This window comes from Corynebacterium sp. NML130628, from assembly GCF_001875665.1.
Classification (GTDB): Bacteria; Actinomycetota; Actinomycetes; order Mycobacteriales; family Mycobacteriaceae; genus Corynebacterium.
The window spans coordinates 210809-223500 of the sequence record NZ_MLAL01000016.1 but is presented as its reverse complement, the minus strand read 5'-3'; the positions used below and the strand labels follow the sequence as shown (position 1 = coordinate 223500).

Here is a 12692-nt window from a genome sequence, read left to right as displayed (position 1 = left end):
TGGCACAGGCTTTAGTCAAGGCCGTCTCGCTCACGTCGTTTCATCAAACGGATTTCAGACTGGAAGTCCTCAGCGCTTTCAAAAGACTTGTACACCGAGGCGAAACGCAGGTAGGCCACCTCGTCAAGAGCGCGCAGCGGTTCCAGCACGGCTAACCCGATGTCGTTCGCCGCAACTTGCGAGCTTCCTTGTGCTCGGACGGTCTCTTCGACCTGTTGTGCAAGTCGCTTCAAAGCGTCATCGCTGACATTTCTTCCTTGGCACGCACGCCGAACCCCGACGATGAGCTTTTCCTTATCAAATGGCTCGATAACGCCATTTCGCTTCACAACAGTCAGTACTGCCTTCTCGATCGTCGTAAAACGACCACCGCACGATGTACACTCTCGTCGACGCCGGATAGCGGAGCCTCCATCAATAACCCGAGAATCCGTAACTCGTGATTGTTCGTGATGGCAAAACGGACAGTACATCTCCACCCCAAATTTTTCGAAGAACAGTTACCCCATCACTTTAGCGAGTTAACGCGGTGGCAAGGAAGCGCTTTCATGGCTAAGAGCGAATTCTGCATTATTCCCATGTGTCGAGTTCCAGTCGCTGTCGCCGAAATCACCTGAAATGAGGACAGCGACAAACATCGTCAGCCCAAGAAGCACTCCCATTAGAACACTTGCTCTCTGATCATCGGCTTGATCGGACGTCGTATCCGCGGGTTGGGAAACCTCGAGCGTTTCACGATAGCAGCGAAGACTATGGCCCGGGGCTCGCCAGCCCTGCGTTGAGCTAAGCTCACGACTGACCTGGTCGGGAACAAAATCCCACACTTCAGCGGGCATCGTGGTTTCAGGAGCGATTATCGATCCGCTCCTACCCTGGCGAGTAGAATTAGTTTTCGCCTGTTTAATCACGTTCAAAATTCACTCCCTATCTTGCAGTACGCATTACTGCTCATTCCAACAAACTAGCGAAACAATTAGCGTATGTGTTCGATTAAAACTCTATGTTCGATTTATACCATCCCATAGCATCTCCCCACAACACCCCTCACTATCGAACATATTTGCCCTCTTTGATATATTCTGTACAAAAGAAGCCGTCACGACCTGAAGTGAGGAACTATGACAAGCAAGAATGCCAGCAGTGACAAATTTGACATGAGCGTACTTTCAGATCGGCAGAAACGAATCCTCCAAGTTATTCGCGATGCCGTCGTACTACGCGGCTATCCACCAAGCATTCGCGAAATTGGCGATGCCGCCGGACTGCAATCGACATCCTCTGTCGCCTATCAGCTGAAAGAGCTCGAGAAGAAGGGCTTTCTTCGCCGCGACCCAAATAAGCCACGCGCGGTAGATCTCCGACACCTCCCCGAATCAATGGGGGGATCGGTTCCATCTGGGGGGAACACAGAGGTTGATGGCGCATCCCCCGCTCGAATGATTCCAGTTCTTGGCCAGATTGCAGCCGGTTCCCCAATCTTGGCAGAGGAAAACATTGAGCACTATTATCCGCTCCCTGAGGAGTTGCTCGATAACGGAGAGCTCTTCATGCTCCAGGTCGTCGGCGAATCAATGCGCGATGCAGGCATCCTGAATGGAGACTGGGTCGTCATCCGCTCGCAGCAAGTGGCCGAGGAAGGAGAATTCGTGGCCGCCCTCATTGATGGTGAGGCAACCGTCAAGGAGTTCCATAAGGACTCTTCTGGGGTCTGGCTGATCCCACACAACGATGCATTCTCTCCGATACAGGGTAATGACGCCGAGATAATGGGCAAGGTCGTGTCGGTGTTCCGCACGCTGTAACCCACACCCCTTTCGCCCCCAACCGGGGGCGACCAAACACATATAAAAACATTCGGGCGCACGGTTTTGTAACAATAGGGGCAACCCATATTTTAAGCTTACTGGTTCGTGGTGTTCCCACGGAGGAGTTCTATGTACGCCGAAGAGAGAAGAAGGCAGATCGCGTCACTAACCGCAGTTGAAGGTCGCGTGAACGTTACCGAGCTAGCTGAACGATTTGATGTAACTGCTGAAACCATCCGGCGAGATCTAGCGATTCTCCACGATGAAGGAATCGTGCATCGCGTTCACGGTGGTGCCGTTGCAAGCCAATCTTTCCTCACCACCGAGTTTTCCCTTGATGCACGGTTTCGGTCTGCCCCCACAGCGAAGTCCGCGATCGCACGTGCCGCGATGCAGTTCCTTCCGGAAGAGCCCGGCGCTGGTATTTTTCTAGACGCTGGTACGACGATTAACGGCCTCGCCGATCTCATCGCAGCAGCCGGGAAGGCCCAGCATTGGTCCATCGTCACCAACTCCCTCCCCATCGCCTTGGACCTTTCTTCCTGTGGCCTAACCGACGTTCAGCTGCTCGGAGGAACAGTTCGCGCAATTACACAAGCGGTCGTAGGTGACACAGCGCTTCGTACGCTGGCCCTAATGCGCGCTGACGTTGCGTTTATTGGCACGAATGCGCTGACCATCGATCACGGTCTTTCCACCGCCGATGCGCAAGAGGCCGCGGTTAAGTCCTCGATGGTGACTAATGCACGCAAGGTAGTTGTACTCTGCGACTCCACCAAACTTGGCAACGACTATCTAGTGAGTTTTGCCCCGCTCGATGCCATTGATGCAGTCGTTACCGATAAGGATGCCCCAGAAAGCTTCGTCAACGAGCTTCGTGAACGCGGCATCGACGTTGTCCTTGCCGAAGAGTAAATCCAAGCAACCAAACGCCCGATTGCGTCCGTTCTATTGCGTAATCGGACATAATCGGGCATTATGTTGTTAGTAGCGCTTTTCGATACTGCAGCTGCACAACAGACATTCGGTAGGCGTTACCCCACAGAGCACCATTTACTCTAAGGATGCGCCATATGATTCTGACGTTTACTCCGAATCCCAGCACAGACGCAACGCTTTCCGTTGAGACCCTGCGTCGCGGCGAAGTTGCACGGGCAATATCAGCTACACGCGAAGCCGGAGGCAAAGGGGTCAACGTTGCCCACGCCGCAGCAAAAGCTGGACGCTCCACTCTCGCGGTAGTTCCATGCGGCGATAACGACCCGTTCAAGCTTGCTGCTGACCGACTCGGACTTCCAATCGTAACCATTCCCGTCGAGGGGAATATTCGTACTAACACCGCGATTACAGAGGCAGACGGAACAACGACTAAGGTCAACGAGCCCGGCCCTCAGTACACCCCCAACATTCAGCAAGGTTTCCTGGCTGCTGTAGACGCACAGAAGGATCAATGCCAGGCTGTCGTCATGGCTGGTTCATTGCCAAGTGGGGCACCAGCAGACCTCTACGCGACGCTTACACGTGAGCTTCTCTCACGGCTAGACAATAGCGTGCTAGTGGCCGTCGATACTTCTGATGAGCCTCTCATCAAGCTCGGGCAACAGTTGGAATCCGGTGCACCTCATGTTTTAAAGCCCAATGCCTTTGAGCTTGCTCAATTGGTGGGGGCTGATGGCAATACTCTCGAGTCGAACGCCTCAAATGGAGATTACTCAGAGGTGATTGAAGCCGCGAGAACACTTATTCAGCGAGGCGTGCGGGAAATCCTCGTCACACTTGGCGGCGCTGGGGCCTGCCTTGTCACGGAAGATTCGGCGTGGGCAGCAACACCCCCTCCTACCGACGTGAAATCTACAGTTGGCGCTGGTGACAGTTCACTCGCTGGTTATGTCATGGCCCGTACTCAGGGCTTACCACTTGACCAATGCCTCCGGACAGCAGTTGCGTACGGTTCAGCTGCTGCTGGTCTGCCCGGCACCGGCATCCCAAATCCTGACGATATCAACCTGGAACAGACCCAGGTCATCGCAATCGATTCATAACTTAAGAGAACAGGAGTCCACCATGAGTGAGAACATCATCACTCCACAACTCGTTAGTCTCGATGTGGACTACGGGTCGTCACCAAAAGAGGTCATTGAACACCTCGCACAACAAGCCCAGGTCGTTGGACGCGCAAGCGACAGCACGAAGCTTGCCGACGCCGCCTTCGCCCGCGAACAGAAAGCTGGCACCGGAGTAAACGGTCGCGTCGCGATTCCTCACTGCCGCACCGAGGCAGTCGAAGTTCCAACTCTGGTTTTTGCCAGACTGCAGCGCCCCGTCGACTTCTCCGGACCTGACGGTGACGCAGAACTAGTGTTCCTGATCGCCGCACCTGAAGGTGGAGGCAAGGCGCACTTGAAGATTCTGTCGAAACTCGCTCGCGCGCTTGTCCGCGGTGACTTTGTCACACAACTGCGCGACGCGAAAGATGAACAAACCGTTGTCGATGCTGTGCTGGGCGTCGTTAATGCCGCCCCGAAAAAGAAGGCGGCCACTCCCGCTCCAGCTCCAACGAGCCAAGCAGATGGTACGAAGAAGTTCAGGATCGCCGCGGTTACCTCGTGTGCGACTGGCATTGCCCACACCTACATGGCAGCAGACGCGTTGACACAGGCGGCTCAGGCCCGCGATGACGTCGAGTTCCAAGTAGAGCCACAGGGCTCCTCTGGCGGAGATCCGCTGGATCAGGCATATATTGACAGTGCTGACGCTGTTATATTCGCCCACGATGTCGCTGTTCGTAACAAGGCGCGTTTTGCCGGCAAACCAGTCGTCGATAGTCCGGTAAAGCGTGGCATCAATGAGCCGAACAAGATGATCGACGAAGCCATCGCTGCAGCGAAGGACCCGAATGCGCCTCGAGTGACTACCGCAGGTTCGGAGCAACGAGAAGACTCCACATCGTCGGGTGAGAGCTGGCCAAAGAAGATTCAGCAGGCTGTTATGACTGGTGTCTCTTACATGGTGCCGTTCGTAGCAGCAGGTGGTCTGCTCCTCGCGCTTGGGTTCCTCTTCGGTGGCTACGACATGGCCAATGGCTGGCAAGCGCTAGTCACTAACTTCTCCCCCACCCATTTGCCCGGTAATAGCATCGACGTCGACGGCGAAATGATGACGTTCCAGCGCTCTGGCTGGCTGCTGTATCTCGGCGCTGTGATGTTCGCTACGGGCCAGATGGGCATGGGATTCGTCGTTGCTGCTCTCTCCGGCTACATCGGCTATGGTCTGGCGGGACGCCCAGGTATCGCACCTGGTTTTATCGGCGGCGCAATCTCGGTCATGGTCGGTGCAGGCTTTATTGGTGGCCTTGTCACAGGTCTGCTGGCTGGCTTCATCGCGTACTGGATTCAAACATGGAAAGTGCCACGCTGGCTTGGTTCCCTGATGCCAGTGGTCATCATTCCGCTGTTGACCTCTCTCACTATCGGCCTCATTATGTTCTTGCTGCTGGGGCGCCCGCTCGAATCGCTTATGCTGAGCCTGCAGGGCTGGCTTGAATCGATGAGTGGATCCTCCGCTGTCCTGCTGGGCGTCATCATCGGTCTCATGATGTGCTTCGACCTTGGTGGCCCAGTGAACAAGGCCGCGTACCTATTCGGCACCGCAGGCCTGTCTGCTGGTACGGAGGCAAGTTTCCAAATCATGGCGGCAGTCATGATTGCCGGTATGGTTCCGCCGATCGCTCTCTCGATCGCAACGTTCTTGCGTAAGGGATTGTTTACTCCGGCCGAGCAAGAGAACGGCAAGTCCGCATGGCTTCTTGGTCTGTCCTTTGTCAGCGAGGGTGCTATCCCGTTTGCGGCAGCCGACCCATTCCGTGTGATCCCTTCGATGATGCTCGGTGGTGCTGTGGCCGGCGCGGTTAGCATGGCGCTCAATGTTGGTGTGCAGGCTCCACACGGCGGACTCTTCGTCCTCTTCGCCTACGATCCTTGGTGGGGATTGTTTGTTGCGCTGATTGCTGGTGTGGCCGTGGCAACGCTGGCGGTTATCCTCGCTAAGCAGTTCTGGCCGAACGAAGAGATCCAGAAGGCTGCGGCTGAAGCCTCCGCACAAGCAGAATCTGCAGCGGTGGCGAACTAAGGACATAGGAACCTAAACTGAATACGGTAACTCGATAAACGCTTTCAGAACAGAAAGGATGAAGCACATGGCTTCAAAGACAGTGAAAGTTGGATCCACCGTTGGACTGCATGCACGTCCAGCTACCATTATTTCCGACGCAGCAGGCGAATACGATGACGAGATCATCCTGACCCTCGTCGGTGATGAAGATGAGGAAGAGACTGACGCGGCTTCCTCGCTGATGATCATGGCGATGGGCGCTGAATTTGGCGACGAAGTCACCGTTACCTCGGACAACAGCGACGCTGTTGAGAAGATCGCCGCGCTGATCGAGAAGAACCTCGACGAAGAGTAAATATCGCAATACGAAAAGCCCGAGCACTCCACCTTGAGTGCTCGGGCTTTTCGTTGTCGTTTTACTTCCTAGACGAGATATTGAACTGTCCCTCGCCGACGGTGTTATAAATCCACTTCAGCAACGGGTAAAAAACGATGATCCCAACCGAGCCTAACGCGATGCCCTCAAGCGTAACCTGGCCGATCGTAAACGACAGATTGCCGATGCCGACGATGAGTGCCACGGCGGCGACAGTCAGGTTCACCGGGTTTGTGAAGTCAACCTTATTGTCCTGCCAAATGCGAACCCCCAGCATCCCGATCAGACCGTAGAGCACCAAGCATGCTCCTCCGAGGACACCTGCTGGGATGGTGAAGATAACGGCACCGAACTTCGGGATGAACGCCAAAATAATCGCAAAGCACGATGCAACCCAGTACGCGGCCGTCGAATAGACCTTCGTCGCCGCCATCACGCCGATGTTCTCGGCGTAGGTCGTTGTGCCCGAACCACCAAATCCGCCGGCAAGCGTCGTCGCGATGCCGTCGCCGATTAAGGCTCGGCCCTGGTAAGGGTCCAAGTCGCGCTGAGTCATCTCAGACACGGCTTTCACATGGCCGATGTTTTCCGCGATCAGTACAACGATGACCGGGAGCGTCACGAGGATCGCCGAGAGGTGGAACTCCGGTGTGTGGAACTGCGGCAGGCCGATCCATGGACTTGCCCCAATGGTGTCTAGAGCATCTTCCGACAGCCCGCCAGTCAGTGCCGCGAACATCCACCCGACGATAACGCCGATCAAGATGCTCAGGCGCGAGAGCATCCCTCGCGCAGCCACTGTGAGCAATGCAATCGTTCCAAGCGTGACAAACGCGACGCCCGGCTGGGTCTCCACGTTGGAGACCGCGGTTGGTGCAAGGTTGAAACCGATCAGGGCGACGATGGCGCCAGTGACCGTTGGGGGCATGACGGCGTCGATAACTTTCTTGCCTGCAAGCTGAACGATGAAGCCAACAGCGATCAACAACAGACCCGTGATGAACACACCACCCAGCTGGGAGCCGATCCCGTACTGGGATGAGGCAGACAGCGGAGCGATGAACGCGAATGACGAGCCAAGGTAGCTGGGCAGTTTGTTCCTGGTAATCAGCAGGAAGATGATGGTTCCCAGTCCTGAAAACAGCAGTGTCGTGTTTACGGGGAACCCGGTCAAAGTGGGTACTAGCAACGTAGCTCCGAACATCGCTACGACATGCTGCATGCCGATGCCGATCGTTCGAGGCCAAGAAAGGCGTTCATCGGGGGCGACTACTGCGCCGGGCAGAACGCGACGCCCGTCACCATGCAAGGTCCATCCAATAGTTTTACTCACAGGCTCATATTATGTCGCTAGATAATTGCCGAAAGCGAATTAGGCAAAGTAGCGTATTCCTCATGGAGATTTTCATTCGCCGCACGGCTGACGAAATCGGTGATTTCGCTGCAGACATGATCGAACCATTCGTCAAGCAGGGTGCAACACTTGGGCTTGCGACAGGTTCGACGCCGAGCCCGACGTATCAGGCTTTGATCCGCAAGCACCGCGAAGAAGGCTTAAGCTTCGCCAACTGTGATGCTTTCCTTCTCGACGAGTACTACGGGATCGATCAGCAACACGAGCAGTCCTACTGGTCTACGATCCGTCGCGAGTTGACCGCCTCAATCGACATTGACGACGCAGCTGTTCACTCACTGAGCAGCACGGCAGCAAACCCCGCAGAGGAAGCGGCGGCGTATGAGACGATGATCAAAGACGCCGGTGGCGTCGATATTCAGCTGCTCGGGATCGGCGCAAACGGACACATTGCGTTTAACGAGCCGACGAGCTCGCTGAGCTCCCGCACCAGGCTCATTGATCTTCGCCCACGCACTATTGCCGACAACGCTCGCTTTTTCGATTCGGAAAACGAAGTACCGCGCCAAGCAATGACGCAGGGCATCGGGACCATTCTCGAGGCGAAGAAAATCATCATCATCGCAACGGGCGCGGCAAAGGCCGAAGCCGTGCAGGCGATGATCGAAGGCCCACTAAGCTCCTTCTGCCCCGCATCATCGCTTCAGATGCATAACGACGTGTGTGTGCTGCTGGATGAGGATGCAGCTGCTGGTCTGGGTGATGTCGAGTTTTACAAGGAGATCGACGCCTACTGGAGCTAAGCTCTCCTCTCCCTCCAGCAGGTGCGGTTAATACACTTGCTGGATAAACTCCTCATACTGGCGGGCCAGAACTCGTGGTAAGCGAACATCGATTCTGGTGCCGTCAGTTTCGTATTTTTCAGAACGAATCGTTCCGTGCTCGTGTACGAGAGACACGACATCGCCTCGCGTATATGGGATCAGCATGACCACGTGTTCATCGAGTGTGTTTAGGAACATCTCAATTTTGCCCTCAAGCTCGGCAATTCCTTCGCCTGTCAGCGCTGAGACGAACACTGCTTCCCTACCAGTCGCGTCAAATACATGGCGAAGCTCTGCTAACACCACTGGGTCAGCAGCATCAATTTTGTTGACGACGACAATCTCCGGCGGCAACTCTGTTGCCTGGTCGCGCGTGATCTCCGCCAGAACCTCGCTGACAGCGGCGATCTGTTTCAGCGGGAACTCGTCTGCTCCATCAACAACATGCAACAACAAGTCGGCGTTGCTTACTTCTTCCAAAGTTGATTTGAACGCTTCCACCAGCTGCGTCGGCAAGTGGCGCACAAACCCGACCGTGTCCGTGAGCACAACATTCCGCCCGTCAGCCAACGTCGCGCGCCGCGTAGAGGGGTCCAGGGTTGCAAACAGCGCATCCTCAACCAGGACACCAGCGTCCGTCATCGCGTTAATGAGCGATGACTTCCCTGCGTTGGTGTAACCCGCGATGGCGATCTTGGGAGTCGTAGAGCTCTGCCGCTTTGCGCGCTTTATCCGACGGACGGTTTCCATGTCCGCCAATTGATGACGCAGCTTCGCCATTTCAGACCGCAGCCTGCGACGATCGGCCTCAATCCTGGTTTCACCTGGGCCACGCAAGCCCACGCCACCATTAGATCCGGCCCGACCACCAGCCTGGCGCGACAAGTTGCCGCCCCATCCACGAGTCCGTGTGTAAAGGTATTCCATCTGCGCGAGGCTGACCTGTGCCTTACCTTCCTTGCTTTTCGCGTGCTGCGCGAAGATATCCAGGATAAGCATGGTGCGGTCGATCACCTTCGAATTCAACGCTTCCTCCAGGGCCACCATCTGACCTGGGGAAAGCTCACCATCAAATACGACGGTGTCAGCATCGCTTGCGTCGACAATTTCGCGTAGCTCCTTGACTTTGCCTGAGCCAATGTATGTTCCTGGATCCGGCTTGTCGCGTTTTTGGTAGAGCATGTCGACGACCTCGGCACCTGCAGTTTCTGCCAGAGCTGCAAGTTCGCGCATGTTTGCTTCCATTTCAGCGGTTGAACCCTCAGTCCACGCCCCGACGAGGATCACACGCTCGAGGCGCAACTTTCGATACTCGACCTCATAAATATCTTCACGGTCCTCGTTGCGCAACTCGGTTGTCGTGTTCACCCGGCGGAACGCGTTGCGTTCCTCGAGCTCCAACGCGCCCGGAGTTGGCGTCGTTGAATCTGTTGGCGCGGTGCCGTCATCGCGTGTCGAAGCGTTATGGCGAAACGCTTCGTTCAGCAGTGCCTCATGCGAATCGGACGGGGTTGATTTCGAATTCATGCAAGCTTTCAAAAATTGTGGTTCTACGTAGTGTTCTCTTCGTTCAACGGTAGCCCACCCATTTTTCTTTCACCACATTTCTTCACCTCAGGAGGCATTCGACTAGGCTTCATTTTTATGAACCAACAACCTCTTATTGAAAACAACGACCTGGCCGCAATCGGTCTGAATTTCCCTAAGTGGCAAGACGCTGTCGAAGCGGCAATTGCATCCGGCCGTTTGGGCGTCATCGGTGAGGTACGCGGGGGACAAATGGTTCAATACCAGGACCGTTCTGGCGCACAGCTCAATATCTTGGCTGTGGAACCTTTCGCAACATTTGCAGGCTTTGAAGGAATCACACGTACCAACGCGCATATCACCCCGGCTACAGACGTCGTAGCGCTGGCAGAGGTAGTGGATCCACACGGCAATCCAATTGCTTCGTTGACGTTAAATCTTGCCCAGGAACCTCTGATTGTTGACGAACCGACGATCCAGTGGCAGGAACTGAGCGTGACCGCGCTCGCTCTCAATTCCCAAGTGTACGAGTCCACTCAGGCATATCTTGATGCGCACCCCGGCAGCACGGTAGGAACAATCACCTCAGAAGGTGCCGAGGCCATCGCAACTGGTGCGGCCACCTCCCCGGATGCAAGGGCAGCGTTTTCGGCACGTGTGCTGGAGGCCGAGTACCGCACGTCGGAACTCACCGGTAACCGCTTTATCCATGTTTCCGTCGACGGCGCGTTCCCGTTTGATGTTTGCCTACCTGATGGCGAACTTCCACAACGTGATCAAGTCATCGCCGGCACGGCAGTCATGGTGGGCACCATCCCGGTACCAACTGGCGGTGGCTGCGGTGGCTGCGGTGGCTCGTGCGGCTGTGGTGGCGGCTGCTAGAGGCAAGGCACCACATATGGATTCAGCACGTCGAGACCTTTCGATAGCACTATGGGGAGCGCTTATTTTCGCTGTCATGGTGCTGCTCGTGCTACTCCTCAAAGTGCCGGGGGCAATCATTGCCGGTCTCTTTGGTGTCACGGCCTTGCTGACTCGCAGACGGTTCATTCCGGGTCCGGAAATTGAATCACTCCGGTCATCGCTGCTGATCGCGTGCGATGACATCCGCGACATCGTTGAAGCGTTCGACAACTTGCAGCATGGAAGTTCGACTCAAGCATTAGCGGACCGAACGCTGCACTTCCCGGCGTTGGCGAACATTGACCTTTCCGTGCCTGAGGTCAGTGACTTCCACCTCAAATACGGCGCTGCGCAGCGTTTCCTCGCACGCGTTAACGCTTACCTGCAGTCGCCGGACCTCGAGCGGGTCCAACTTGAGAAATTGATTCGCATCGCTGATGAGCGCGCGCTCGAGCTTGAGGACGCCTGGGTGGCGGCCCGAAACGCAGCGCGGGAAATCGGGCCTTCGTAGTCAGTCACGGAGCTGCGCGAGCACCTCATCAACATCGATGTTCGCTGCATCAACCCAGGTGATGCGTTTGTCTCGCCTAAACCAGGACTTTTGGCGTCGCACATAGCGCCTCGTTCGCAGTTTGGTGTCCTCGCAGGCTTCATCGACAGTGAGGTGGCCGTCGATTACATCCAGCCCCTGGGCGTAGCCGATTGCTCGACCAGCCGTCGAGTCTCTCACCAGCCCGTGTTCCACTAGCCCCCGGACCTCGTCAATCAGGCCTTGCTCGAACATCGCGTTTGTGCGCAGCTCGATGCGTGGGTTCAGCCATTCGGGAGTTGTCTGCAACCCGATCATGTGTGTGCCCCAGCGAGTGGGCGCGTTTTTGGGCGGTTGCGATGCCTGAAAAGGCTTGCCAGTCAGCTCAATTACCTCCAGCGCACGTACGGTGCGTCGAGGGTCGCGGTCTTCAATTATCGACGCCGCCACAGGATCAACTTCTGCAAGCTGCGCATGCAGGCGGTCGATCCCAATTTCCTTCAGAAGTAACTCGTAGCGACTGCGAACTTCGGGATCGGTTGGGGGGAACTCCCAGGCGTCGACAAGCGATTGCATGTACAGCATGGAGCCACCTACGAGGATCGGCCGCTTGCCGCGACTGGAGATCTCTTCAACTGTCTCCACCGCGCATCGTTGATACTCGGCAACGCTAGCTGTCTTCGTCACCTCCCAAATATCAAGCAGGTGGTGCGCGATCCCCTCTCGCTCGTCAAGCCGCAGCTTAGCGGTGCCGATGTCCATGCCACGATAAAGCTGCATCGAATCTACATTGACGATTTCTCCATCAAGCTTGTGCGCGAGCGCGAGACTCAGGGACGACTTCCCCGACGCCGTGGGTCCAACGATGGCCACCGGTCGCTGTTGAAGTTCATTGGTCACTGCTCTACCTCCCAGTAGGCGACATACCTGCCTACGCCCAAGCTGTCGTCTGTATCCAAGAGCATCGCGCTCTCAGGCTGTAGTGTTTGGAGCTCTCGCCATAGCTGTGGTTCGACCACTCCGGCTCTCATCATCTCACCCTCGCCGATCTGTTGGTGCTCCTTTCCTGCCAACAGCAATTGCAGCTGCTCATGCACGTGGTGAGCACTTGGAAGCAGGGACAAAGGCGCACGGACGGTCAATCCCGCTGGACCGTCGATCACTACAACCGTCAACACAGAAGGGTCAAGGGGCGACAGCGAGTCCCGACTCGCTCTCACCGTCACGTTGGGCAGGCAATAACGCGCGACGAGTTCACCGAGAA

14 protein-coding genes are annotated in these 12692 nt (G+C 56.0%); 8 read left to right on the top strand and 6 right to left on the bottom strand.

What is annotated here, in order from left to right; translation table 11 throughout:
* Positions 1 to 11: 11 nt before the first annotated feature.
* Positions 12 to 473 carry a transcriptional regulator NrdR gene (nrdR, locus tag BJP07_RS04010; RefSeq protein WP_071566388.1) on the bottom strand — a complete coding sequence of 154 codons (462 nt, stop codon included), beginning with the start codon at positions 471 to 473 and terminating at the stop codon, positions 12 to 14.
* A gap of 48 nt (positions 474 to 521) precedes the next feature.
* The gene (locus BJP07_RS11005; protein ID WP_143109658.1) at positions 522 to 908 is read right to left on the bottom strand and encodes a hypothetical protein; all 387 of its coding nucleotides are present in this window, start codon (positions 906 to 908) and stop codon (positions 522 to 524) included.
* 210 nt (positions 909 to 1118) lie between these two features.
* Here BJP07_RS11005 and lexA point away from each other — a divergent pair, with 210 nt between their 5' ends.
* From lexA to BJP07_RS03985, 5 genes are all read left to right on the top strand, one after another.
* Positions 1119 to 1802, top strand: coding sequence for a transcriptional repressor LexA (gene lexA, locus BJP07_RS04005; protein ID WP_071566177.1), 684 nt, complete (start codon positions 1119 to 1121; stop codon positions 1800 to 1802).
* 132 nt (positions 1803 to 1934) lie between these two features.
* The gene (locus BJP07_RS04000) at positions 1935 to 2720 is read left to right on the top strand and encodes a DeoR/GlpR family DNA-binding transcription regulator (protein ID WP_071566176.1); all 786 of its coding nucleotides are present in this window, start codon (positions 1935 to 1937) and stop codon (positions 2718 to 2720) included.
* A 158-nt stretch (positions 2721 to 2878) separates the two neighbouring features.
* Complete coding sequence (locus BJP07_RS03995; protein ID WP_071566175.1) at positions 2879 to 3847, top strand: 1-phosphofructokinase family hexose kinase; 969 nt, start codon at positions 2879 to 2881, stop codon at positions 3845 to 3847.
* Positions 3848 to 3869: 22 nt separating this feature from the next.
* Positions 3870 to 5933, top strand: a complete 2064-nt coding sequence (locus tag BJP07_RS03990) for a fructose-specific PTS transporter subunit EIIC (RefSeq protein ID WP_071566174.1) — start codon at positions 3870 to 3872, stop codon at positions 5931 to 5933.
* Between the two features lie 67 nt (positions 5934 to 6000).
* Positions 6001 to 6270, top strand: a complete 270-nt coding sequence (locus BJP07_RS03985; protein ID WP_071566173.1) for an HPr family phosphocarrier protein — start codon at positions 6001 to 6003, stop codon at positions 6268 to 6270.
* Positions 6271 to 6331: 61 nt separating this feature from the next.
* Here the strand turns inward: BJP07_RS03985 and BJP07_RS03980 are convergent, their stop codons facing one another.
* Positions 6332 to 7624, bottom strand: a complete 1293-nt coding sequence (locus BJP07_RS03980; RefSeq protein WP_071566172.1) for a uracil-xanthine permease family protein — start codon at positions 7622 to 7624, stop codon at positions 6332 to 6334.
* 62 nt (positions 7625 to 7686) lie between these two features.
* Between BJP07_RS03980 and nagB the strand changes: the two genes are divergently transcribed.
* A complete protein-coding gene (gene nagB, locus BJP07_RS03975) occupies positions 7687 to 8448 on the top strand; it encodes a glucosamine-6-phosphate deaminase (protein WP_071566171.1) in 762 nt (253 codons plus the stop codon).
* Positions 8449 to 8475: 27 nt separating this feature from the next.
* On the opposite strand, the gene hflX is transcribed toward nagB, so the two are convergent.
* Positions 8476 to 9996 carry a GTPase HflX gene (gene hflX / locus BJP07_RS03970; RefSeq protein ID WP_071566170.1) on the bottom strand — a complete coding sequence of 507 codons (1521 nt, stop codon included), beginning with the start codon at positions 9994 to 9996 and terminating at the stop codon, positions 8476 to 8478.
* A 117-nt stretch (positions 9997 to 10113) separates the two neighbouring features.
* Between hflX and BJP07_RS03965 the strand changes: the two genes are divergently transcribed.
* Together BJP07_RS03965 and BJP07_RS03960 are read left to right on the top strand one after the other, a co-directional pair.
* The gene (locus tag BJP07_RS03965) at positions 10114 to 10878 is read left to right on the top strand and encodes a hypothetical protein (protein WP_071566169.1); all 765 of its coding nucleotides are present in this window, start codon (positions 10114 to 10116) and stop codon (positions 10876 to 10878) included.
* 16 nt (positions 10879 to 10894) lie between these two features.
* Entirely contained in the window at positions 10895 to 11410 is a 516-nt protein-coding gene (locus BJP07_RS03960; RefSeq protein ID WP_071566168.1) for a hypothetical protein, read from the top strand.
* On the opposite strand, the gene miaA is transcribed toward BJP07_RS03960, so the two are convergent.
* Both miaA and BJP07_RS11455 read right to left on the bottom strand, forming a co-directional pair.
* Entirely contained in the window at positions 11411 to 12328 is a 918-nt protein-coding gene (gene miaA, locus BJP07_RS03955) for a tRNA (adenosine(37)-N6)-dimethylallyltransferase MiaA (RefSeq protein ID WP_071566167.1), read from the bottom strand. It abuts the gene before it with no gap.
* Positions 12325 to 12603 carry a hypothetical protein gene (locus tag BJP07_RS11455; RefSeq protein WP_255365917.1) on the bottom strand — a complete coding sequence of 93 codons (279 nt, stop codon included), beginning with the start codon at positions 12601 to 12603 and terminating at the stop codon, positions 12325 to 12327. Before BJP07_RS11455 ends, miaA begins: the two co-directional genes overlap by 4 nt.
* Positions 12604 to 12692 lie beyond the last annotated feature (89 nt).